General features: G+C 60.8%; 19 protein-coding genes. 9 read left to right on the top strand and 10 right to left on the bottom strand.

The features are described 5' to 3' along the window. Nucleotides 1–76: 76 nt before the first annotated feature. On the bottom strand, nucleotides 77–1,558 hold the full coding sequence (locus DC347_RS20105) for an NAD-dependent succinate-semialdehyde dehydrogenase (RefSeq protein ID WP_109864234.1): 1,482 nt from the start codon (nucleotides 1,556–1,558) through the stop codon (nucleotides 77–79). A 43-nt stretch (nucleotides 1,559–1,601) separates the two neighbouring features. Further along, nucleotides 1,602–2,972 carry an aspartate aminotransferase family protein gene (locus DC347_RS20100; RefSeq protein ID WP_240617882.1) on the bottom strand — a complete coding sequence of 457 codons (1,371 nt, stop codon included), beginning with the start codon at nucleotides 2,970–2,972 and terminating at the stop codon, nucleotides 1,602–1,604. Between the two features lie 103 nt (nucleotides 2,973–3,075). On the opposite strand from DC347_RS20100, the gene DC347_RS20095 reads away from it, so the two are divergent. After that, nucleotides 3,076–4,077: a phosphotransferase gene (locus DC347_RS20095; RefSeq protein WP_165838093.1), complete on the top strand. Its 1,002-nt coding sequence runs from the start codon at nucleotides 3,076–3,078 to the stop codon at nucleotides 4,075–4,077. Nucleotides 4,078–4,363: 286 nt separating this feature from the next. Here DC347_RS20095 and DC347_RS20090 read toward each other — a convergent pair whose 3' ends face one another. Both DC347_RS20090 and speB read right to left on the bottom strand, forming a co-directional pair. Further along, entirely contained in the window at nucleotides 4,364–5,089 is a 726-nt protein-coding gene (locus tag DC347_RS20090; RefSeq protein ID WP_109864232.1) for a GntR family transcriptional regulator, read from the bottom strand. A gap of 101 nt (nucleotides 5,090–5,190) precedes the next feature. Further along, nucleotides 5,191–6,222: an agmatinase gene (gene speB / locus DC347_RS20085; RefSeq protein WP_240617881.1), complete on the bottom strand. Its 1,032-nt coding sequence runs from the start codon at nucleotides 6,220–6,222 to the stop codon at nucleotides 5,191–5,193. 219 nt (nucleotides 6,223–6,441) lie between these two features. Between speB and DC347_RS20080 the strand changes: the two genes are divergently transcribed. Together DC347_RS20080 and DC347_RS20075 are read left to right on the top strand one after the other, a co-directional pair. Further along, the gene (locus DC347_RS20080) at nucleotides 6,442–7,944 is read left to right on the top strand and encodes a sodium:solute symporter (RefSeq protein WP_109864231.1); all 1,503 of its coding nucleotides are present in this window, start codon (nucleotides 6,442–6,444) and stop codon (nucleotides 7,942–7,944) included. Between the two features lie 294 nt (nucleotides 7,945–8,238). Next, nucleotides 8,239–8,928 (top strand): plasmid pRiA4b ORF-3 family protein, encoded by a 690-nt coding sequence (locus tag DC347_RS20075; RefSeq protein WP_240617880.1) that lies wholly within the window; start codon nucleotides 8,239–8,241, stop codon nucleotides 8,926–8,928. Nucleotides 8,929–9,090: 162 nt separating this feature from the next. Here DC347_RS20075 and DC347_RS20070 read toward each other — a convergent pair whose 3' ends face one another. Together DC347_RS20070 and DC347_RS20065 are read right to left on the bottom strand one after the other, a co-directional pair. Next, entirely contained in the window at nucleotides 9,091–9,738 is a 648-nt protein-coding gene (locus DC347_RS20070) for a DUF3223 domain-containing protein (protein WP_165838092.1), read from the bottom strand. Nucleotides 9,739–10,094: 356 nt separating this feature from the next. Further along, nucleotides 10,095–10,901, bottom strand: a complete 807-nt coding sequence (locus tag DC347_RS20065) for an abortive infection family protein (protein WP_109864228.1) — start codon at nucleotides 10,899–10,901, stop codon at nucleotides 10,095–10,097. 293 nt (nucleotides 10,902–11,194) lie between these two features. Here DC347_RS20065 and DC347_RS20060 point away from each other — a divergent pair, with 293 nt between their 5' ends. From DC347_RS20060 to DC347_RS20045, 4 genes are all read left to right on the top strand, one after another. Continuing rightward, a complete protein-coding gene (locus DC347_RS20060) occupies nucleotides 11,195–12,163 on the top strand; it encodes a DUF1837 domain-containing protein (RefSeq protein ID WP_109864227.1) in 969 nt (322 codons plus the stop codon). Next, entirely contained in the window at nucleotides 12,163–14,730 is a 2,568-nt protein-coding gene (locus DC347_RS20055; RefSeq protein ID WP_109864226.1) for a DEAD/DEAH box helicase, read from the top strand. Before DC347_RS20060 ends, DC347_RS20055 begins: the two co-directional genes overlap by 1 nt. A 111-nt stretch (nucleotides 14,731–14,841) precedes the next feature. Then, nucleotides 14,842–15,165: a hypothetical protein gene (locus tag DC347_RS20050; RefSeq protein ID WP_109864225.1), complete on the top strand. Its 324-nt coding sequence runs from the start codon at nucleotides 14,842–14,844 to the stop codon at nucleotides 15,163–15,165. Between the two features lie 576 nt (nucleotides 15,166–15,741). Further along, nucleotides 15,742–16,125, top strand: a complete 384-nt coding sequence (locus DC347_RS20045) for a hypothetical protein (RefSeq protein ID WP_109864263.1) — start codon at nucleotides 15,742–15,744, stop codon at nucleotides 16,123–16,125. Nucleotides 16,126–16,401: 276 nt separating this feature from the next. On the opposite strand, the gene DC347_RS20040 is transcribed toward DC347_RS20045, so the two are convergent. The 4 genes from DC347_RS20040 to DC347_RS20025 form a co-directional block, all read right to left on the bottom strand. Continuing rightward, nucleotides 16,402–17,454 carry a YhcG family protein gene (locus DC347_RS20040; protein WP_109864224.1) on the bottom strand — a complete coding sequence of 351 codons (1,053 nt, stop codon included), beginning with the start codon at nucleotides 17,452–17,454 and terminating at the stop codon, nucleotides 16,402–16,404. Between the two features lie 68 nt (nucleotides 17,455–17,522). After that, nucleotides 17,523–18,722, bottom strand: coding sequence for a hypothetical protein (locus DC347_RS20035; protein WP_109864223.1), 1,200 nt, complete (start codon nucleotides 18,720–18,722; stop codon nucleotides 17,523–17,525). Nucleotides 18,723–18,753: 31 nt separating this feature from the next. Further along, entirely contained in the window at nucleotides 18,754–20,394 is a 1,641-nt protein-coding gene (locus tag DC347_RS20030) for a relaxase/mobilization nuclease domain-containing protein (RefSeq protein ID WP_109864222.1), read from the bottom strand. 2 nt (nucleotides 20,395–20,396) lie between these two features. Next, nucleotides 20,397–20,786, bottom strand: a complete 390-nt coding sequence (locus tag DC347_RS20025) for a MobC family plasmid mobilization relaxosome protein (RefSeq protein WP_165838091.1) — start codon at nucleotides 20,784–20,786, stop codon at nucleotides 20,397–20,399. A 251-nt stretch (nucleotides 20,787–21,037) separates the two neighbouring features. On the opposite strand from DC347_RS20025, the gene DC347_RS20020 reads away from it, so the two are divergent. Next, complete coding sequence (locus DC347_RS20020) at nucleotides 21,038–21,838, top strand: hypothetical protein (protein WP_109864221.1); 801 nt, start codon at nucleotides 21,038–21,040, stop codon at nucleotides 21,836–21,838. 29 nt (nucleotides 21,839–21,867) lie between these two features. Then, on the top strand, nucleotides 21,868–22,170 hold the full coding sequence (locus DC347_RS20015) for a hypothetical protein (RefSeq protein WP_109864220.1): 303 nt from the start codon (nucleotides 21,868–21,870) through the stop codon (nucleotides 22,168–22,170). Nucleotides 22,171–22,838: the final 668 nt, after the last annotated feature.

The following is a 22,838-nucleotide window of genomic DNA, read 5'->3' as shown; positions in this document are numbered from 1 at the left end:
TGCAGCCGCCTCAGCGCGTGCCCCGGGCCATACCCTCCGGAACCTTGGCCTGAGGCGAGAGATACTTCGGGTTATGCTACCCAGCGTAGGGGTCGGCGATGCCGATGTACTGGGTGTAGAGGTATTCCTCGATGCCTTCGAGTCCGCCTTCACGTCCGAGGCCGGACTGCTTGACGCCGCCGAACGGTGCGGCGGCGTTGGAGATCACGCCGGCGTTCAGGCCGAGCATGCCGGTCTCGAGCCGCTCACCCATCCGGAGGCCTCGGTTGAGGTCCTTGGTGAAGACGTACGCCACCAGCCCGTATTCGGTGTTGTTGGCCAGCCGCACGGCTTCGTCCTCGGTGGAGAAGGTGATGATCGGGGCGACGGGCCCGAAGATCTCCTCCGAGAGGATACGGGTGCCTTCGGAGACGCCGGACAGGATGGTGGGCTGGTAGAAGTAGCCCGGGCCCTCCACCGGTGCCCCGCCCAGCACCGCCTTCGCGCCGGAGGCGACGGCGTCGGAGACCAGTTCGTGAACCTTGTCCCGGCTCTTGGCATCGATCAGCGGGCCCACCTTGGACTCGGGTTCGGTGCCGCGGGCGGTGGTCATGTCCTTCATCTTCGCCGCGAACTTCTCCGCGAATTCGGCGGCCACGGATTCGTGCACGATGAACCGGTTGGCTGCGGTGCACGCCTCGCCCATGTTGCGCAGCTTCGCCAGCATCGCACCGGTCACGGCCGCGTCCAGGTCCGCGTCCTCGAAAACCAGGAACGGGGCGTTGCCACCCAGTTCCATGGAAGTACGCAGCACAGTTCCGGACGCATCGGAGAGCAGCCGGCGGCCCACCTCGGTGGAACCGGTGAAGGAGAGCTTACGCAGCCGGGAGTCCTTGATCAGGGCCCCGGTGGTCTCTCCGGCCGTGGAGGTGGGGATGAGGTTCAGGACCCCGGCGGGCAGGCCGGCCTCCTGCATGACGGCGGCGAACAGCTGGGACGTCAGCGGCGTCAGGTTGGCGGACTTCAGCACCATGGTGCAGCCTGCGGCCACCGCCGGGGCGATCTTGCGCGTGGCCATGGCCAGCGGGAAGTTCCACGGCGTGATCAGCAGGCACGGGCCCACCGGCTTCTTGGTCACCAGCAGCCGGGACTTGCCGTCCGGGGAAACCGAGTACCGGCCGAAGGCCCGGACGGCTTCCTCGGAGAACCACCGCAGGAACTCGGCTCCGTAGGTGACTTCACCGCGGGCTTCTGCCAGCGGCTTGCCCATCTCCAGGGTCATCAGCAGCGCAAAGTCCTCGGCCCGCTCGGTGACCAGCTCGAACGCCCGGCGGAGGATTTCACCGCGCTCACGCGGGGGCACCTTCGCCCAGGATTCCTGGGCCGCAGCGGCAGCGTCCAAGGCCGCCTTGCCGTCCTCCGGACCGGCGTCGGCAATGCTCAGCAGCACCTTCCCGGTGGCGGGATCCTCGACATCGAACGTCTTGCCCGACGCGGCGCCACGCCACTCACCGTTGATAAGCAAGCCGGTTGGAACCTCCTCGAGGAGTGCAATCTCCTGCAGGACAGAAATGGACATTGTAATTCCCATCGTCGTTGATACAGGGGGATAAGTGAGAGTTCTAGGGCCGTCCGCCGCGCGTCCGGGAGGCAATGATGCTTTCGTTGAGACCTTCAAGAAGCCGGCCGGTGGCCGAACGGGGAAAGACCAGCGGCGGCCGGATCTTGAGGACGTTGTCGTACGTGCCGGATGCGCTGATCAGGATTCGGCGTTCCCGCATCGCGTTGACCACGTAGGCAGCCCGTGTGGGGTCCGGTGAGTTGTCCGGGTTAACGAACTCCACGGCAAGGAAAAGACCGGCGCCGCGGACTTCTGCGATGCCGGAATCCTCACTGGTCAGGTTGCGTACAGCGTCCAGAAGTTCAAGGCCTAGAGTTTCTGAGTGCTGTAGCAGTTCCCGGTCCTGAAGCTCGTCCAGAACTGCGGATGCAGCGGCGATGCTGGCGGCGCTTCCGCCGAAGGTGTTGAAGTACCGTACTTTTCGGCCAAATTCAGTGAAGAGTTCTTCTCGTCCTACGACAGCGGAGATAGGAAGGCCGTTGCCCATTGGCTTACCGAGCACCGCCATGTCCGGCGCGACATCGTGTCGCTGGAAGCCCCACCAGTTCAGGCCGGTACGGCCAAAGCCGGGCTGGACTTCGTCGGCGATGTACAGAGCGCCGTGGGCCCGTGCACGGTCGGCAACGCTCTTGAGCAACCCCAGGGGCTGCGTCTGGAGGCCGTCACTGGAGAAGATGGAATCGACAATTATCGCGGCCACTTTGATGCCGCGTTTTTCAAGCGCCTCCGCCGCTTCGTCGATTCGCCGGGCAAACAGGGCTGCGCCTTCGCCCTGCGGGTCACGCACGGAATCCGGGGCATCCACCAATGCGACTTCGGCGGGGATTTGGTTGTTTGGGCCGAGGGCGGGTGAAATTTGGGCGGTCAGTGTTGTCGTCCCGTGATACGCGTGCCGTGTCACGATGATCCCGGTGCGTCCGGTCGCCCTGCGCGCGATACGGACGGCAAGATCAACGGCTTCACTGCCGGTGCAAGCGAAGATGGCCTGGTTCAGCGGTGCCGGGAAAAGAGCGGTAAGCCGTTCGGCGTACGTCACCACGTCATCAGTGAGATACCTGGTGTGGGTGTTCAGCTGTCCCAGCTGGGCGGTGACCGCTTGTCGCACCCTCTCATTCGAGTGACCGACGACCGGAACGTTGTTGTAGGCGTCGAGGAAGTCGTTTCCCTCCGCATCGAACAGCAATGCACCCTCACCCCGGACGAAGTGGACGGGGCGTTCATAAAAGAGCCGGTAAGCAGATCCCATCGAAGCGTTTCGCCGGGCCAGCAGCTTCTCGTCCGCCTCGCTCAGCTGTCCGGGCCGGGTGGGGTCAAAGCTGTTCACCATGTGCATGGGACTGACGCTGGTGTTGCCTACGAGGCTATCGCTCATGACATTCTCCTAGAATTGATGATCAATCTATGACATTATAGCCATTCCGAATGGCTTTTTGAGGATCAATATTGGAGCACATATGACTCTTGAGGTTTTGGACGTGAGTTTCGACGACGTTCGCTCCCTACTGCGTTCCGGGTATGGCAGAGAAGGCGGCAGCATCCGGGATGTCAGTGGTGAAGTTGCCACCGTGTGCCGGGTTGAGGTGGCCCAGCAGGTGCTTGCAGTGAAGGTCCTGGCGGCTTCGGGGCAGGACGGACTGATCTTCCGGTGGCAAACGGCGGCGATGGATCACCTTAGGAACCGGGGCATTCCTGTCCCTGGAGTACTAGTCGATGCCGATGGCGAACTGCTGCATGCCAGCACCGTGTCCGGCCGCCCGGTGCTGGTGCAGGTTTCCGAGTGGATCCAGGATCCGCCGTTAAAAGACATCAGTGATATCGACGATGACCTGCTCAGGGAAGTGGGCGGCCTTGTGGCCCGCGTCAGCGTAGGGCTGCAGGATTACGAGTTGCCTCCGTCAGAAGCGACGCATCCGTGGGAGCTGCGCCGCAGCGCTCAATCCATTGACGAATCGATGCCCCTTCTTGGCCCGGACTCTGCCAAGATTGCGGGTGAGGCGTTGCGACGATTCGAGGGTCTCCTGGTCCCCCTGCTGCCGGAGCTTCCCAGGTCCGTCGTACATCACGACCTGCACGACTCGAACCTGCTGATTGGAACGACCGGGGACGCACGCCGTGGCGTGACCGGTGTCCTCGATTTTGGGGACATGGTTTACGGGTACCGTGTCGCTGAACTGGCAGTGGCAGGGGCCTATGCGGCCAGAAACGTTTCCGACGCTCCCGCCGCCCTCGGTGAAGTGGTTTCTGGATGGACCTCAGTCCTTCCACTGACAGAAGCCGAAACCCGCGCCGTCCTGCCTGCCGCCATCTCCAGGCTTGCCGTTAATGCCGCGGTCTGGGAGGCCCGGAGTAACGGCACGCGCGCCGGATACGCGAGTACCCGCATGGACGGCGCGCATCAGGCGCTGGAGCAATTACTCCAGGTGAACAACGACGACTTCGCCCGGAATCTGGCTAAGCGCGCACTCGCCCCCAGATAATCCGTCCCCGCCGCTGCAGTCCATGTCCGGCCTATCAACAAGACCATGGGACGACCCAGGGACGGGCGCTAACAGATACTTTCTGCCTGAAAGCAGACTTTGGTCCTCCTGCAGGCCACCGGATGCTTCACGAATGCTACTTCCCAAACACGGGCTCAGGATTTCCCTGGATGGCTTCTGGGTCTGCTAAGATGCAGCCGCGGCGGTACCTTGACGCACCCGGGACAACAAGAATGCGGCCGCCCGCACCAACAGGCGCGGACGGCCGCATGGGACTTCTCTCAGCCTAGGCGTACAGGCCGGCGCCTACAGCGGCGGGCTCCTGCTCCCCGGACCGCGTGGCTGAACGTCCCCTGCGGCCGGAAGCGGTGACCAAAGAGAGCAATGTTCCTTCATGCGTGGCAATATGTTCCAAGATCAGCCGCTGTGCTCCGTACACGTCACGGTTTAGTACTGCATCCAGGATGGCGCGGTGCTCAGCCACGATGCTGTGGGAGTTAATTGCGTTGGCCTGTTCACTCTGCTGAAGGAGTGTGATGGCAAATGTCATTTGGGATCCAATGCGCCCGTAAAACTCATTGATCCGCGGGCTGTCGCTCAGTGCGATAACTGCCCCGTGAAAAGCCATGTCGGCCCGGGCGAGATCGACCGACCAGACGCCCTCATGTGACGCGAGCTCGAGTTTGCCGAATGCCTCCTGCACCGCCGCCAAAAGATATTCGGCAGCCCCGGAGGAACACCGTGCGCCCTCGCATTCCAGCATCCGACGAACACGGTAAAGGTCCGAAATGTCATCCTCACCAAACGAACGGACAACCGCTCCCGTGTTGTGCCGATGAACCGCCAGACCCTGGTCGCTGAGCACCAGGAGCGCTTCCCGGATTGTTCGTCGGGAGACGGCGTACCGTTCGGCGAGAGTCATCTCCCTCAGGGGACTGTCCGGGGGAAACGTGCCGTCAAGGATCTCCTGCTGAAGCCGTGAAACCACCTGGGAAGAACGTGCGGCAATCACACCGGTTCGCCTTCCTTTCCTTTAAGTCCTGAAAGCTAGCCTAATCTTAAAGGCCGGCCCTGCGTCAGTTGAGGCACCGCCAGGGCCGGCCTTGGGCCCGCCTAGAGCGAAGCTACGGCGGGGACATCGATGCCGGCTCGGTTCCAGAGCCCGCGACGATGGTTTTCCGCGATCACGCTGACCATTTCGTAGACCACGTGTGCAGCCGCGAGGCCCGTAATCTGCGCGTGGTCGTAAGCGGGAGAAACTTCCACTACGTCACCTCCGATCACATCTTTCCCAAGGAAGCTACGGATGATAGCGAGCAGTTCGCGTCCCAGAAGTCCCCCGAGCTCGGGGGTCCCCGTCCCGGGCGCGATGCCCGGCTCGAGAACGTCGATGTCGATCGACAGGTAAACGGGGGAGTCACCCACGCGCTCGTGCAGTGATGCGATCATGTCGGAGAGGCGGCCCTCAGCGAGGTCGTGGGCGGGGAAAATCTTGAAGCCTGCCTTGACGTCGTTCTCAAGGTCGGAAGGATCATAGAACGATCCCCGCACCCCCACGTGGGCGGACGTTTCCGTGTTTATGAGCCCCTCGACGGATGCCCGGTAAAAAGGCGTTCCGTGGTTGATCTCGCAGCCGAGAATGCTTTCGACCGTATCGAGGTGGGCGTCGAAGTGCACCAGCGTGACAGGCCCGTGCTGCTTAGCGGCAGCCCTGAGCATGGGCAAAGACAAGGTGTGGTCGCCGCCGAGGGCAACCAGCCGTCGGCCCCCTTCAGTGAGCCGCTCGGCTGCTACCTGCATATCTGCAACAGCCTTAGCAGGATCGAATGGCGTGAGTGCAACATCACCGGCGTCTGCGACCTGGACGTCGGTGAAGGGTGTGGTTTCAAGGGCGACATTGAAGGGCCGCATTAGACGGGACGAGTCGCGGACGTGATTAGGACCAAACCTTGCCCCTGAGCGGAATGTGGTGCCGGAATCAAAGGGCAGTCCCACCAAGGCGACGTCGTAGTCCTGGACGTCCCTGATTTCGGGCAGCCGCGCAAAAGTAGCCCGACCCGCAAAGCGAGGGGCGACAGCAGCGTCGACCTGCCCTTCAACTCCGCCGCTGTTGATGCGCGGGTACTCTCCATAGTTTTCAATCACCGGAACTCCTTCGGTTGTGAATTAAGTATTGATGATCAATTTACCGCGAATTTAACGCCACATACAACCCTTGCCCGTGATCGACACCACATGCTACGGTCTTGGCCATCAGATTGATCTTCAATCGAAGAGCTTCTTCGGGCCGATGGCCCTTCTCCGTTTACTCGCGGCAGGTGGATCGTCTGGAGACCACTCGCCGGCACCACTTGGAAGGCAAACATGGACTTGGCAATCATCGTCATATACATCGCAGGGATGCTCGGTATAGGCATCTGGGCTAAGAGACGGGCGCAGAGCCGCTCGGACTTCCTCGTCGCAGGGCGCCGGCTGGGACCCTTCCTCTACTCAGGAACAATGGCGGCGGTCGTCCTGGGCGGCGGATCCACAATCGGCGGAGTCGGCCTGGGCTACCAGTTCGGCATTTCCGGTATGTGGTACGTGTTCTTCACGGGCCTCGGCATCCTGGTCCTCAGCCTGATCTTCTCCGGAAAGATCAACAGACTTGGCATTTACACCGTTAGCCAGATGCTCGAACTGCGCTATGGCAGCGGTTCAACCCTGATTTCCGGGGCGGTCATGGCGGTCTACACACTCATGCTGGCAGTTACATCAACCATCGCCTATGGCACGATATTCACAGTCCTGTTCGACATCAACCAAATCACTGCCATCATCATTGGTGGCGCCGTGGTGGTCGCCTATTCATTCCTCGGCGGCATGTGGTCCATCACGCTCACAGACATCGTGCAGTTCATCATCAAGACCGTAGGGATATTCGCACTGCTGCTTCCTGCCGTGTTGAACAAGGCCGGCGGCTGGAGCGGTCTGCAAAAAGCGCTTCCCGAATCCGCTTTCTCCTTGACGACCATTGGCACCGACACCATAGTCACCTACTTCGTCGTCTACTTCTTCGGCATCATCATCGGCCAAGACATCTGGCAGCGCGTCTTTACTGCACGCACCGACAAAGTGGCACGCTGGGCAGGAACGTCGGCCGGCGTGTACTGCATCCTCTACGGCATCGCCGGAGCAATCATCGGCATGGGGGCCAAAGCCCTGCTGCCGGACTTGGCCACCCGGAACATGGCCTACCCAGCCATCGCCCAGTTTGCGCTTCCTGTCGGCCTGTCAGGTCTGGTCCTGGCGGCCGCGCTGGCAGCCATCATGTCCACCTCCAGCGGTGCCCTCATCGCCGCCGCGACCGTGGTCAAGGAAGACATCGTGGAACCCCTACGCAAGAAGTCACACTCCAAGCCCGGCGGCAACAGCGAACACGACGAAGTGAAGCATTCGCGCTACTACATCCTCGGCTTCGGCATCCTCACAATCATCATCGCCTGTGGCGTCAAAGACGTTCTCGCCGCACTCACTATCGCCTACGACATCCTCGTCGGCGGCCTGCTCGTGGCCATCATCGGCGGGCTGCTGTGGAAGAGGGGGACCAACGCCGGCGCCTTGGCCAGCATGGTGGCAGGAACCATCGCAACGCTCACCGTGATGGTGACTGCAGGCGACATCTACGCCAATGAGCCAATTTACGTCGGACTTGCAGCCAGCCTTGTCACTTACATCGCTGGAAGTCTGTTTACCCGGCCGACCGATCCCGCCGTAATTGCGAACTGGGCCCTGCGTCTACGGGGCAAAACGGCAGCCCATGTCCCGGTAAACCAAGTCGACCAAGCAGCCAGCGCCGTCGTTGACGAGCTTGCTCCGAAAGCTTAGAAACCAGCACGCCACCTTGTTACGGAAGGAGAACTGAGCCAATCAGGCAGAAAGACATTTCATGGCTGCGGCCCCCGGGGTTCTACGGGCGGGGCCGCAGCCATGACGGCACGTTTGTGCGCAGATGGAGTGAGCTAAACGTGCCACTCGTCAATAGGCGGGCTCTCGCAGACACTTCCACTCCCGCTGTTTAAGAGCCGATAATTCATCTTTCGTCAAGCTATTGGCCGAGGCTGGGGGAGAGGTCATGCTTCCTACTTAGTAGGGCCCGTGAGGCCTGCAAAAATGGTTGCCATGGACAAATTTGAGGCCGGGACGGGTATCGGACAGGACTCCGTCCTGGAGGTTCGCGTGGCGCTGGTCGACAGTACGCCTGAGATTTGGCGTCGATTCGAGCTCCGGGGCTCGCTGACTCTAGGTCAGATACACCAGGTCCTGCAGGCAGCATATGGCTGGGAGGACGCGCACCTGCACAGGTTCGTAACAAGCGACCCGTTCGCGCCGCTGCGGCCGGTCGACAACGAATTTCCGGAAGTCCCGCAGTGGCTTCCACGGCAGCAGTGCGAAGAACCGGGCGACACGCCCGAGGAGGACTGCTCCCTGGATCAGCTGCTCGCACTGGGCTCGGGCGAAGCATTCTACGAATACGACTTCGGTGACAGCTGGCTTCACCGGCTCGAGCTGGTTTCACGCCGGCCCGCATACGCGGACAGTCCGCATGCCCGACTTGTCGACGGCTCCCGGCGCGGGCCCCTGGAAGACTCCGGAGGTTTTCCCGGCTACGAGGAGATCATGGACGCGCTGGCCGATCCGTCGCATCCTGACCACGACGAGCACTCCGCCTGGGTTGCCGACATGACCGGATCTGATGCGCCTTTTGACGCGGCCTTCCTGGACGTCCCCGCTGTGAACCGTGCGCTGGCTGAGCAGTTCCGATCCACCAGGATTCCGAAGAAAAACCACCCGGACGTTGGCAGGAAATAGCCCCTTCTGGAGGCACTCCCCTGCCTGTTTCAAGGAGCCGATAACCCATGTTACGTCAAGTAAGTTAGTTGAAGTTTCAACTAACCCCTCTTTCAGCCTACCATTTGTGGGCTGAAGCCGAAGAAGCGCAACTGGCCGAAATAGGAGAGCTCTATCTGGGGCCTAACGCTCGCGACGCAGGACGATCGCCAACCCATCCGAGTGTTCGTTCTGAAACTTCCTCCACCTTTCAGCAAGATCGCGGTCCGCCAGTCGGAACCCGGATTCAGCTGGGTGCTTGATTATCTCCACGGTTTCGTAGGTTAGTCCTTCAGACGCCAGGAACGTCTGGTGCAGCTGCGCTCTCGGCGGATTTAGGTGCACGGCATAGGCCATGGTCTTCTCCGGGATTTCCTTGGCAGTCAAAGCACACTTCACTGGACCGCTGGCAAATGCATCTGCACGGAATTGGCGAGTAATCTCCAAAGCCTCTCTAGTCAGGGCCTCTGCCACCAACGCTTGTTGCTTCGGTGGACTTAGGACGTCCGTGTAGCTAAAGAGGACCAGTTCGTCCCGGCCGCGTTGCTTGGCGCGGAAGCCCTTCGATGTGTATCCAAGGTCTTTGTTCGAGGCAACAACCCAGTACTCGATCCCTTCGCCGATCTTGTCGGCTGCCTCGGAGTGCTCCCTGGCTAAGGCGGTGAGCAGATTAGACACGAACGAGTCCGCGACTCGTTCTCCGGCATCGAGCGCCTCCAAAACGGACTTGAGGAGTTCCCGGCCCTCACGCTTCGTGTGGAAGGTGAATTCTCCAACTTCGTACTTTGCCATGGCTCCCAGCCTCTGCTTTCGAACTGTTGCCTGAACCATCATCTCCGACAAAGACGCCAGTTGGCCCCACGGGCTCCAAACATTGGATGGAGCCACGCGTGGATTTGTAAAGTCGTGAGACTATTGCAGCGTCCAGCGGCCGCCAGCCATAGTCAGCAAATGCACGACACGGTCATGCAGCCGTAGTCGCAGAAACTGTCTAACGCCCCTTTGGAACCAACGAAGAGTTCATTTCGCGGTGGCCGCCTCGCAAGCGGCCACCGCCTCTTCAATCCGACTTCCAAGGCCTACCGGTGAAAGCGCAGTTGCCCTACGCCGGAAACGTGCACCGGGGGCACCGGAACCTGGTGGGGTGCTCATCTCCCCATTTGACGATCATGAGTTGTGAGCATTAGCTCGGCGACGTGCGTTGCCTCGCGTATGACGTAGCGCGCAGCTTCCGTTGTTACGCCGGTAGGAAGTGTTCTGCCGTGCCCCGTACCTTGAAGATTCCTCAGCTCATTGACGGCAATGACTGTCTTCTTAGCAGACCTGTAGATTTCGCGGATCTGTTTTGTTCCCTCCGCGGAGTCACTGACGACCGCAGGAAGTAGGGCCAATCGTTCGAATGACAGGTCAACGAGGCCGGGGAAAGGGATGCGTGGGTCTGGATACAGACCGCCTTCCTCGAGGACGAATTTGGCGATTGCCTCGATCAGTTCTTTGGCACCTCCGAGCAACGCCGCTGGATCGTCTATGTTCCTACGCAGCCGTTCGAGCTGCTCGTTCAAAGCTGGGCGCCCGCCGGTATCAAGGTCGATTTTGCCCAGCTGCTCCAGCCGCCCATCCTCCGATAACCCCCAGCCGGCATGTGTCAACGCCGAGCGCAGGTCATTGACCCTCGGCCTATCCTCGGAGGAGCTGAAGCTACCGTAAAGCCGAAGCGCGTCGAGTAGCTCCTCAGTGAGCTTTCGAGCGCTGGCGGCTCTACGCGCTCCGGCCCGACAAACAGCGAGTACGCGCTGCTGCTTGTTTGGGGTCTGGGCCGCGGGGTTGTAAGGGTCATGTTCCGATAACGCGGCGGCTACAAAGGCCTGCGTAAGTACTGAGTGCGAAGGCCCATCGCCTTTGAAGAAAAACTGTCCAATGGCTGCGGCTATTTCGCCGTTAAGGGGTGCACTCATAATCTAATTGTCGCTGAGTAGGCACGATAGAAGGTGCGAGCATCGTGCCTGGACTCGGGTCCTACGAGCATGTGCACTGGCTGCCATCCTTCTCATTTTCGACGCGTGCAAAAAGTGCACACCTAATGCAAGTAACATTCGCATAGTGCGAGGCAATACAGCTTGGCCTGACAGACCTTTGCTAGGCAAGGGATAAGGGGAAAATTGGGGATGCGGCCTGCCTGCTGTGACTTGGAAACTCGCGATCGTCCGCCGGGGGCACATCGTGGAAATCGCACTGTGGTTGGAGCAGCATGATTGGCACCCTCTCAGACTATGACCTTGCCAGGGCACTCACTAACATGGCCCGCGACAATCCCAAGCTGTTCGGGTCCACCCTTCACCATGGTCCGCCCACTCTTCTTCCAGGCACAAAGACCACAGTGCGGACCCACTACATACTCAGTGACGCTTCAGGCAACGTCCGACTATCACAATTGGCTGAGGTGCTGGCCGACCAGATTGTCTTTTTCTGCATACCTCGATCGGACATCAAGGCTCTGAACAACCTTCCAGAGGATGAAAGGGTGGCCGCTAACAACAGGCTTTATCGTCGAGCTAGACAGACCTTTGCGAGAGCCCAGCCTATGACCGGTGAGGGGTCAGAGCTGCTCCTCTTCGCCCTCCTGGAGAACATCCTCAAAGTCCCGCAATTGATGACGAAGATGTCATTGAAAACTTCTGAGAATGTGCACGTGCACGGCGCCGACGCTGTGCATGCTGCCCTCGAGCAAAACGGTAATCTTGCGCTGTACTGGGGCGAGGCAAAAATGTACGAGGATGTCGGAAAGGCTCTTACGGCTTGCTTCGATAGTTTGGAGCCGTTCCTACGCATGGACTGGGAGGTTATCCGTCGGGACCAGTGGCTTGTTATGCACTACTTGGATATGGCCGACGAAGAAGTGAAACTCAGACTTCTCCGGTTCTTTGACCAGGAAAGCGAAGATTCAGTCAATGTTGAAGCCCGGGGGGCCTGTGTGATTGGTTTCGACCTTGCTAGCTACCCTAGGCTCCCGCACGATCTTGACAGCGTGCAGGAGGCCATTGACGCCAGCCTCGCAAGCTGGTCTGCGAAGATCAATACCAGGTTGTCTGCTAAAAACCTCCAAGAGATCGAAATTGAAGTATTTCTAGTGCCGGTTCCATCAGCCCAAATGTTTCGGAACACCATTTTGTCGACATTGGACATTCCGGTTCCTGAGATCAAGAAGGCCAAGGATTGATGACAACCCCCGTGGATTTTGTGGATCAAGTGCTCGCGCTTCCCGGCTTCAAGAACTCGCTTTCGAGCGCTGCCGTATTGACTCTGAGACAAGAGCTGGACATGCTCGATGATGGGCCAAGCGTGGCGCCGGTCAATTGGAACTTTGCGCTCATGTGCGCCAGCGCTCTTACAGCATACGAGCGGGAATCGGCCAGCGAAGCCGTCCTGCGAGTTGCCCAGTCTTGTCTCCTAGCAGGTGACTCTACGACCAGCGAGCAAAAGGCGGCAGCACTTCTTCTACTTCAACGTGAAGGGAACGTCCGAGCTGCCGAGCTCGCCGGTAAGAAGAGAATTATCGATCTCACGGACTTGCACGGCGCTCCCCCTGAGCTGCGGCTGGACGCCAGTGCACGAGTCTCCGAGCTCACGATCGAATCGTCTGATAGTTCCTTTGTACTGAACAGCTTCCAAAAAGACTTTTGGGACCGGGCGCAGGACTCCGGGTGGCTAAGTATCTCCGCCCCCACTTCGGCAGGCAAGTCCTTCATAGTGCGCACGTGGATCAAGGAGTGCCTCACGCGCAACCCGGACGCCAAAATCGTCTATCTGGCCCCCACGCGTGCACTCATCGAAGAGGTTAGCACCGGGCTGCGCGCCGAAATCGGTCCAGATTTCACTGTTCAGACCCTTCCCTGGAATCTTCAACACTCTGATGCTCCCAGCGCTTCAGTGTTCGTGTTCACGCAAGAGCGTCTTCACATCCATCTGACGAGCATTGGCGACTTCAGTCCAGATCTCGTTTTCGTCGACGAAGCGCAGAATATTGGCAGCAGCTCACGCGGGATTCTGATGTCGCAGGTCATCTCGGAATGCGCAAGCAGGAATAAAGTGGCACAAATTATTTTTGCGAGCCCACTTTCAGATAATCCAGAAATCTTGATTCAATCAGTAACCGGGAACCAACCTGGCCAGCACATCACGGGTGAATCCGTTACCGTTACCCAAAATCTTATATATGTAAATCAGATTCCGCGTAAGCCAAGGCAATATAGCCTGCGTAACCGCTACAGGGGCGAAGAGCACCTCCTGGGGTCGCTCGAACTCCCGGATGTCCCGCTGCAAGGGCAAAAGCTTCCGCGCCTGGCCCACGCCCTCGGCGGCGATGGAGGCAATCTCATATACGCGAACCGCCCCTCCGACTCTGAGTCGTACGCCAGGGAGATCTACAATCTTCTGGGTCCGGAAGCGGAGGGCCACTCGGAGGAACTCGCAGACTTGAGTGAGTTCATTCGCGAGACAGTCCACGAAAATTACTTGCTGGCCTCCTACGTCCGGCGAGGTGTGGCCTTCCACTACGGTGACATACCGCTGAGCCTCAAGTTGCGCATCGAAGAGCAATTCAAGAAAGGCAATATTAAGTACTTGGCATGCACCTCCACTTTACTGGAAGGAGTCAACCTTCCGTGTCGCAACATCTTCATAAGAAATCCGAAAAAGGGCAGCAAGAATGACATGACGCTTTCCGACTTCTGGAATCTGGCCGGGAGGGCCGGCAGGTGGGGAGCAGAATTCCAGGGGAACATTTTCTGCATCGACACCGATAAATCGGGCGCATGGAAGAACATACCCACCGATCGTGTCAGAATGCCAATCAGCATCTCTGCTAAATCGGTACTGGACGCGCCGAGCGCCATTGTCAACTACATAGAGCACGGCGCTCCGAAGACCGGGCCTTCAACCGAATTTCGGCCAGAGGTGGAATCGACGTTGAGCTTCATCACTGCCGAATCAATTCGAGGACGGAGCGTCGCCGATATACCAGGACTCGATCTGATGGCAGGTGCTTCCAAAGATCTGGATTCTAAAGTGACCGAGATGTTGGAAGGCATCGCCGTAGACCACGAAGTGGTGGCGCGGCACTTCGGGGTGAGCCCTCTTTCCATGGAGCGCCTCCGAGTTGCGATCGCCGAGGCCGACCTCTCGACGATCCAACTGACAGACCCGAGGGCAGACGACGCGCTTGACTCCTTTAGAGATGCCTTGGCAGTTGTTGACGAACATCTGGGTGGCCCTTTCGGAAATGGCCAGTACCGGCTCATGATTGCCAACCTCCTGATCAACTGGATGCGAGGAAGGCCACTCAGAACGATCATTGAGAACAAAGCGCAGTACCGGCGGGATAACAACCTAGATGTGAACTATCCGACGTTGATCAGGGAGGTCCTGGCTCAGGTGGAGAAGATCGCGCGCTTTGAAGCCCCAAAATATCTTTCGTGCTACTCGGACATACTGAAATCGGAGGCAACACGGCGCGGCACCGAGGTGCCAGATCTGATGGAAGACATCAGGCTAATGCTCGAACTGGGTGTTACGCGGCGGACCGACATGTCGCTAATTGCAAACGGGTTATCGCGAGCCTCAGCCATCCATTTGGGACTTCTCTTCACAACGCCCGACTTGGATGAAACCGCAGTCCTGGACCTGCTCCTGACTCACAATTTCGAAGTCGAGAGCCTACCGTCGTTCGTTCGAAAGGAGGTGCGTGCTTTAGTAGAACGTCTCCGAGATGGGACGTCAGCGAGGTGACGACTCCACCGCCATGCCCCTTGTGCTCCATCCGCGGCGCAATTCTGAATGTCCTGGCTACTTGTGACGTAACCGGAACCCCGACGAGCCGCCGGAGAGTACCCTCTAAAAATGACCTTTCAAAAAGCTGATACAGAACAAGTGAGTGAAACGGACCTCGCAACGCTTCGTCAGAATGGGCGGGTTGTCATCGAGTCGGGCACAGTTCTCGTTTTCTCGGACCACTTGCGCCAGAGTTTTCAAGGGGCCGCAACCCGAGCGCGCGATGAAATCGCTTACCGCGCGAACAATTACCGGGGTGATGAATCGCTTCCAGCGAACGCCAAGGACGGTGCTGAAGACGCGAAACACGCCATCGAAACCCTTGAGGTGGCAATCAAAGACTTGCGCGGCATTTACGAACGACTCACCCAGTCCGATAGGTTCGAGGCCTAGCGGTAGCCGCAAGCTCTCTTATGGACGCGGGAATGCCTTAGCAACGCGGGCTTGTCGACAGTAGATCTGCAGTCTGGTTGGAGTACACCCCAACCTGACGTCAGGCAGCCCTCTGAGAACCGTCAGAATAGGGCTGCCAATCTGTTTCACTTACGGCGTCGCAACGAACTCGTAGACCTCAATCTGACACTGGGTGGCACAGGCGGCGATGACCGGAAGCCCCCTGTGCTCTTCCCTCGTTGCACCGTGCTCATAGCCGGGTTCGATGGACGGACCCAAGATACGGGAAAGACGCGCCCTGCTCGCAGAGCGCGTCTTTCGCATTTCCCATTCCCACAGAACCGATCCCCTTCGGCCATACCTATAATAAGCATGCTTAGGTTATCCAACAAGAGCTTTCCCCATGGGGCCCATGGCCCCACTGCTGCGCGGAACCCGAGGTATTCCTCTCCGGACTCACTGGGTTCGCGGGGTCGCGCCTCACAGAAGAGCGCCCGCTTTGACTCGACCCAGGTAGCTTTTTAGTGGCTTTCTAATTCCGCTCAGCCTAAGGTGAGCAAGGAAGGGAATGTGACCGTGAGTATCTCGAATGACGTGGGTGCGGCCCACAGCGGCACCGCCCGCTTGGGCATTCGCGAAATTGTTCGGCAACTCAACAGCTCACTCGGCGCTACGCTGGTTGCTACCCTCGCGGGGAGCAAGGACCCGAAGATCAGTTACCGGTGGGCGCGCAGCGGCGGACCGGAACCCCGTCCGGGAGCCCAGGCCCGGCTGCAATTGGCCCATCGTGCCTGGACCGCAGTTTCGGGTGTGGAAGGAGAACACGTTGCCCGGTTGTGGTTTGTCGGTGCAAATCCCTGGCTGGATGAAACGTCTCCCATTGAGGCCATCAAGGACATGCGGGCCAAGGACGTCATGGCGGCGGCAACGGCCATGACTGAAGACGGGTTCGGCGGTTGACGGAAGTTTGCGACGCTCTCAAAGTGAGCGTCTGTAGGCCGTTGACTGTCAATGAGCCAACTTATACATCGACCCGGGCGACGTAAAGTCCAGTTTTCCGGCAAATTCCGGCTGGGAACTCGCCAGTCTTGAGATCGACGACAAACGTGGCCTGCGACCGCACTACGGCCTTACAGGAAAAGGCCCAACATCGTGAATTGTCCAGATTTCTTTGGACAATTCGGGGCGATCGCGCTTTCGCGCATGACTTAGGCCCGTAGCGGTTCGGCCAGCCCTCTAATCGCCAGTGGCCCCTTCGGAACCTGGTTCGGCCCATTCGAGGGCTGCAACGAGGTGCCCCTCGTTGGGCAGTGCACGTTGTTCATCGGCTGGGAGTTTGTCGTAGGTGTAGGCGGCGACGGCCATTGGCGAAGTTGAGCGACCGAGGCTGTAGCGGACACTTCGGTCGTTTTTGGTGCCACAGATGAGGATGCCGACGGTCTCGTTGTGGAAGTCCCGGCGCAATACGTCATCGACCAGCGCGACGTAGAAGTTGAGTTTACCGGCATATTCCGGCTGAAATTTCCCGGTTTTAAGCTCGACCACAACATATCTGAGCTGCTCTACATGGAAGAACAGCAGATCGATGTAGAAGTCGTCGCCGTCGACCTCGAAGTGCACCTGTCTGCCGACAAAGGAGAAACCTGGCCCGAGTTCCCGCAGGGTGTCGGTGATCCGACCCGTGAGAGCGTTTTCGAGGTCGCGTTCGGCGACTTCACCGGAGAGGCCAAGGAACTCGAAGTTGTAGGGGTCCTTCGCCATTTGCTGTGCCAGCTCGGAATCGGCAGCAGCGAGCTGGTTGGTGAAGTTTGATGGCGCCGCCCCTGTGCGTTCCATCGAGCGGTTCATCAGCATGTTCAACAGAACGTTTCGGGACCAGCCGTATTGGACGGCCGCGGAGGCGTACCAGTTGCGCTCCTCGGCGGTGTCCGCCTTGTCGAGGATTGTCCGGATGTGGCCCCACGGCAAATGTGCCACAGGCTGTGGCACATTTGCCCCCTCGCCCCAGGCGCGGACCATCGCCGTCATGTACTGGAAGTTCCGGGGTGACAACCCCTTCATCTCTGGAAAGGCCTGCCGCATATCCGCGGCGAGTCGGTTGATTACCCCGCTCCCCCATCCCTGCTTATCCTGGCGGATGATGATGTCCTTGCCCAGGGACCAGTAGAGCTCAATGGCCAGAGCGTTGACGGTCCTCTGTGCCTGGGTTCTGGCGCTACGGACTCGTTTCTTCAGGGACTCCAGCAGTTCCGCGTAGTCTGCCGGCAGGTCGATTTCTGAAGAATTCATGACTCCACCCTAACGACCTGCAATTGCGCCACAGCTTGTGGCGCAATTGTCCGGCCTACGCTTCGTCGCTACCGGCTGAGGCCGTTTCTGCCTCGTTCAGCGCCCACCGATTTGCCCGTGCGGGTTCTTCTGGCCTTTGCTGCCCCTTTGCCCGCGGTGACGGCTGCGCTGGGGTGTGTGCCTTCGCTGCGTGCTGCGGTGAGGCGGCCGCGGATCTGCGTTTCGGTCGCGCCGCTGTTTTTAAGGGCTTCGGCGAACGCTTCGTGGTGTTCAGCGGAACCGTATCCGGTAGTCGATGCTGTTTCTGCCTTGAGTCCCTGGTCTTTGAGGTGGTCGCTGTCGTGGCCGGTGACTCGGTCCTCGATCTCGCGGCCGAGGCCTTCGATGCGGGTGAAGAGTTCCGTTTCCGCCCGCTCGTACCGCTGCTCCAAGGAATCCTGACCGACGCCGGTGAAACCTGCTTCGGCGAGGAGTTTGGCTTCGTGCAGTTCCTGGGCGGCTTTCACGAAGGCCGGGTCTTTGAAGTGGTCCTCGCTGGCGCCGTTGACCGTGGCTGTGGTTTCGTCGCGGAGCTGATCGATGGTGGGTCCATTGATACCGTCTTTGCCGATCAGGTACAGGCGCTCCTTCACCATGACGTCGGCAGCTTCGCTGGCCTCAGGGGTTTTGGCGTCCTGGGACTTCCGGAGCGCCGCTGCCAGGGCCTCATTGCTCAGGTATTCGACGGGTACCTGATGCTTTTCCATGGCCGGCGCGAGCGTTTCCGCCCGGACCCGTAGGTCTTCAGCCTGGGCGGCGGCGACCAGTGCCATGGCTTTGTCGTGTTCCTGGGCTGCGGTGAGGCGGGCCTGTTCCGCGGCGACGGTTTCGATGCCGGATTGCAGGTAGGTGGCGTCTGTGCCGACGTCGTGGGTGTCGATCCCGTACCTGGTGTGCACCTCGCGGCGGATCCGGTCGGCCGCGGCCAGGGCGGCCGGGTCGTGGTCTTTCCACGCCTCGGCCAGTGCGTACGCGATTGTGATGTCCTTGGGCTGTGCCTGCTGCCACCATTTGTCGTCGTGGATCGGAGCGAGTCCGCCCTGCATCTGGGCGCGTTCGGCGGTGTAGCGGGCGTGGGCTTCGTGCGCTGCCTGGATGTCCTGGTGTTCCCGTTCGCGGAGGGAATCCTGTCGGCGCCGGGCCAGGGTTTCTCCGACGCGGGCGGCGATCATCAGGGATTGGCGCAGGCCGTTGTCGAGTACGTCGTCGATGCCGTCTGATTCACTCATGGTGTTCCCCTTGCACTGGTGGTGTGATTCTTTATCGGTCGAGTCCCGGCCCGGCGTTCCGCCGTGCAGGTGGTGCAGTTCTTGCAGGTGTGGCCGGCGTGGGTGTCGTGGGAACGACAGAGCCGGGCCGGATCGGTGCCATGCCGCGCCGGGCGATATCGACCGCTCGGGGCGGCGCAGCTGCCGCAACTCCTGGCTGCGGTTCCGCTCCGACGGGTGTGGGTTTGGGCATGGTCGCGGTGAACGGTGCGAGCTGGGTTTCGACCACGGCGAGGATGCGCTGCGCTTCCCGTGCCCGGCCGGCCTGTTGGTGCATTTCGTAGACCGCGAAGGCGGTGTTGATCAGCTGGACCATCAGCGCGGTCTGTGCTGCGGTCTTGTTCTTGCTGGAGGCGGCCATGAACAACATCGCGGCGCCGGCGATCGAGGGCAACGGGACGGGTTTGTTGTGTTCGCGGGGTGTGCGGAGCTGGGCGGTACGGGCCAGTTCCGCTGCGGTTGCAGCCAAGGGTCCTGGGGTCGCTTCGAGCCTGTGCGACCAGGCTGCGAATGCACCGGAAACATCACGCGCTGCTTTGGCCCAGGTCGCGTGGTCGTCGCGTGGAATGTTCCGGAGCCGGTCGGCGAGTTCGGTGGCGTTGCGGGTGTAGTCGACCCACAGCTGCGGGTCCAGGGCAGCCTTTTCCGGCCCGCGGGTGTTGGCTTTGCGTTTGTTCCGTGCGGCGGCGTTCCATTCCGCCGCGGCCTCGGTTGCCGCTTGCGGGGTGTCCGCCCATTCTCGCCGCAGCTCTCCGAGGCGGAGGTCGGTGGCAAGGGTGCCGCCGCCGAACCAGATGGGCCGCTCCCCCGGCTTCGGTCGTTCGGCCACGGAGTAGCCAACAATGACATCGGTGGTGTCCTTCGCGTACCTGGGGCGGACCAGCAGCCCGGTGTCCCGGGCGCGGCGGACGAACTCCGCTTCGCTGCCCGACGCGGTGGCGCTGGCCCGCAACTTCCGCGCCAGGGAGGCCCGGTGCATCTCGCGCTGGTCGCGTGCTGCGGTGGCCTTCTCAGCCCGGTCGTACCCACGGGTCGCGTGCACCGAGGAGAGCTCTTCCAGCCCGTACTTTGCCTCCAAGGCGCGGCAGGTTTTCTGGGATTTGGCGTAGTCGCCGTGGGTGGAGGCTTTGGTGCCGTCTTCGCGGACGAGGGACACGGCGATGTGGATGTGGTGGTTGCCGTTCTCGCTGGTTCCGTGGTTGATCGCGACCCACCGGCACTGCGCTTTGCCGCTGGCTTCGGTGAAGCCCATCGCGTCGACGAAGTCGTTCGCGATATCGCCCCACTGCTGATCCGTCAGGGCGCCTTCCTCTGCGCGGAGGCTCAGCGAGCAGTGCCATACGTCGGCCTGCTTGTGCCCGTTCGGAACCCGTTCCTTCGTCACCGGGTCCCAGCGGAAATCCTTCTGCAGCACCTCAACACCGAACGCCTTCCGGGGCTGGTCCAGATGCTTCGCGATCGCCGCCGCATCGTCCTTGTCCAGGACCCCGTCGTCGTACCAGGCCATGATCGCCGCGTCCCCCGCGACCAGGTGCGGGTCGGTGTGCGCGTTCTTCGTCTTATCCGCATCCGTCGACACTAGGTACACCATGAGGCCGGCCATCCTCGAGCCGCGGGTGATGTTCGGAATCATCCCTACATCAACCCCTCAATGGTCCGGTCGATCCGTATCGCAACCTCACGCACATACGCCAGCACAGCCTTGGCATCCTGGGGGAACTCGTCGCCGGCGTTCGCGTGCCGGGCGATCTGGTTCACGTTGTTCGACACCCGGGCCAGCAGCGTGTGGATCGCCATGAGTTCAGCCATTGCCGCCCGACGCTCTGTCGGGGTCTCCGAGCCTTCCGACAACGCAGCGCTCAGTAGCAGGTTCGGGACCGTGACTTTATGCCGGGCAGCCCTCGCGATCAGCGCGGCCTCCTCCTCCGCCGTGACCCAGACATCGCGGCGCTTCTTCGTCCCCGCAGGGGAATTCGCCCGCCGCCGCCGGGAAAGCCGGGAGCGCGGCACATCCTCCTCAGACACGCACTCCCCCAAACCCTCAGTTCCCGCAGTCAAAAGCCCAGCGCAGCGACCCCGAAACCCGGGGACCCACAAGCCAGTGTGCCAAACGCCGTCGCAAGAGCCGTGCAGGACACGCCGCTTACACCGGTGTAAACGTATAGCTTGCTCCGCTCTAGAAAGCCGGGCGGTCAGCGGCGTGTTGGGCCGTAATGGACGCGGGCCGTCGGGCTAGGGTGGAGGTACGGCACGACACACTTTCTCAGGGGGAGACAATGCGTCCAATCGAAACGTCCACCGACCAGCTGCGATCAGGCAGCCTGACCTACGAGCCCGAAGCCGCGGCCATCTGGGGCGGGAAAATCACGATCGACCTGCCGGTCGATCCGCCGGCCCCACGCCAGCACCTCGTCAAAGCAGTCTCCGACCAGCTGCTGATCGGAAAACATCATGAGAGCGGCGACGAATGGGATGACGACTGGGCCGACGCCCCGTCCGTGACAATCCAAAACTGCATCGACAAGGTCGCTAACGGGCACCTCAGGGACGCCACCGGATCAACTGCGCACATCTGGCTCGGCGCCGAACGCCTGACAGCATGGGTTATCCTGCCACCTCCCCTTGCCGAGCGAACCGACGCCCAACCGCGCGGACCCCTCTTCAAGGAGTACGCGCCGGAACCTGAGACCTATCTGCGCCACATCCAGCACAGGGCGCTCACGCGCGACCAGAAAGCCATCCTCCCGGCGGTCGTCGACTCAGTCCGCGACGTTCTCCCACCGGCACTCCAGCCCCACCTCGACGACATCTCCCATCTGGTCGCCCAGGAGATCCCCGCCGCGGAAGACCTGCTGCGCGCCTACCAGCGCACCTCCATCCCGGAAGTCCTCGCCGAATACGACCGGGCAGGCACGCCCGAACCACTCCCGCCTGAATACCAGCAAGCAATGAAAACCGCCCAGCTCTCCTTCCCGCGCCACACCACCGAAGCCCTCACGACCGCCGCCCATGCCGTGGCAGCGACACCCTCAAAGACTGCCGCCCGAGTCTCCGCCGGCACCGCCTTCGACCGCTGACCACCACTCGAAAAGGACCAAGACAGGCCATGCCCGCGCTGAACATCGAAGCAACCAAAAACCAAGCCCGCGCCCTCCTGGACTCGCGCATCAAGTCCGTCGAAGCACTCGTCCAGGCACGCCAGCGCGTCACCGACCTCAAAGAGCAGCTCGCCGCCGCAGAACGGGACGACAAGCGCGCCTACGTCAAGGCAACTCGCGACGGCTGGAGCCCTGACGAACTGAAGAAACTCGGCCTCGAACCTGCTGCCTCAGGGCGCCGACGCAAAGCCCAGGCCAAGCCAGTAGAGAACCCCGGCACGTCAGACTCACACGGCTCACAGGCGAACTAGCCCCTCGCGCACATGGGCACGGCAAAAGCTAAAACCCTTCGGGCTTTTCCCGCACCCATGTGCACGACGGGACCCACCTGACCGGCTGCACACAAACGCCAGCTCACCACACCCACGAACCTCGCCTCTGGTGGCCGGCGAATGTGCACAGCCTCGAATGACGTAACGCACCAGCGGCAGCCTTCCCCATGGTCCAATCCCTCCGCAGCCGACGCACCAAAAGAGCGCTCGGGTTTTCTTCAGCCGGGACGACACAGGACTACACAGCGCCGCATGCCGGGCACATACGGAACCACTCCCAGGGGCTGGCTGCTAAGGCGCAAGGGGGCTTCCCGGGCCGGTACAGGGCGGTGACAACCACAAGCTGCAGGGCGGCGCTAATCACCACCAACTTCCGTAGGCCCGCGTGTTCCAAGCAATGGCACCAGCCGCGGCACAAGGGTTCACGACAAGGGCGACCTGACCGGAACGAACAGAAGGCCGGCAACCCGTCAGGGATGCCGGCCTTCACCGTTCTCATCGTTCGCGGATCAGTCCTCCGCGGCAGCCTCCGTATCGGGAACCTGGCCGGAGGCGATGCGTTCCGCTGTCTTCTCATAGGCGGCATCAATGTACGCCGCCAGGTCATCCTCCCGGACCCGCCAAATGCCCCTGTTATCTTGCCTCTT

The organism is Pseudarthrobacter sp. AG30 (assembly GCF_003116525.1).
Taxonomy (GTDB): Bacteria; Actinomycetota; Actinomycetes; order Actinomycetales; family Micrococcaceae; genus Arthrobacter.
This window is presented reverse-complemented; position numbering and strand designations above follow the sequence as displayed.

What these genes read in the sequence shown, in the direction of transcription:
- DC347_RS20105 (WP_109864234.1), bottom strand. Translation starts at nt 1,558, where the DNA reads ATGTCCATTTCTGTCCTGCAGGAGATTGCACTCCTCGAGGAGGTTCCA.
- DC347_RS20100 (WP_240617882.1), bottom strand. Translation starts at nt 2,972, where the DNA reads ATGAGCGATAGCCTCGTAGGCAACACCAGCGTCAGTCCCATGCACATG.
- DC347_RS20080 (WP_109864231.1), top strand. Translation starts at nt 6,442, where the DNA reads ATGGACTTGGCAATCATCGTCATATACATCGCAGGGATGCTCGGTATA.
- DC347_RS20075 (WP_240617880.1), top strand. Translation starts at nt 8,239, where the DNA reads ATGGACAAATTTGAGGCCGGGACGGGTATCGGACAGGACTCCGTCCTG.
- DC347_RS20070 (WP_165838092.1), bottom strand. Translation starts at nt 9,738, where the DNA reads ATGGCAAAGTACGAAGTTGGAGAATTCACCTTCCACACGAAGCGTGAG.
- DC347_RS20065 (WP_109864228.1), bottom strand. Translation starts at nt 10,901, where the DNA reads ATGAGTGCACCCCTTAACGGCGAAATAGCCGCAGCCATTGGACAGTTT.
- DC347_RS20060 (WP_109864227.1), top strand. Translation starts at nt 11,195, where the DNA reads ATGATTGGCACCCTCTCAGACTATGACCTTGCCAGGGCACTCACTAAC.
- DC347_RS20055 (WP_109864226.1), top strand. Translation starts at nt 12,163, where the DNA reads ATGACAACCCCCGTGGATTTTGTGGATCAAGTGCTCGCGCTTCCCGGC.
- DC347_RS20050 (WP_109864225.1), top strand. Translation starts at nt 14,842, where the DNA reads ATGACCTTTCAAAAAGCTGATACAGAACAAGTGAGTGAAACGGACCTC.
- DC347_RS20040 (WP_109864224.1), bottom strand. Translation starts at nt 17,454, where the DNA reads ATGAATTCTTCAGAAATCGACCTGCCGGCAGACTACGCGGAACTGCTG.
- DC347_RS20035 (WP_109864223.1), bottom strand. Translation starts at nt 18,722, where the DNA reads ATGAGTGAATCAGACGGCATCGACGACGTACTCGACAACGGCCTGCGC.
- DC347_RS20030 (WP_109864222.1), bottom strand. Translation starts at nt 20,394, where the DNA reads ATGATTCCGAACATCACCCGCGGCTCGAGGATGGCCGGCCTCATGGTG.
- DC347_RS20020 (WP_109864221.1), top strand. Translation starts at nt 21,038, where the DNA reads ATGCGTCCAATCGAAACGTCCACCGACCAGCTGCGATCAGGCAGCCTG.
- DC347_RS20015 (WP_109864220.1), top strand. Translation starts at nt 21,868, where the DNA reads ATGCCCGCGCTGAACATCGAAGCAACCAAAAACCAAGCCCGCGCCCTC.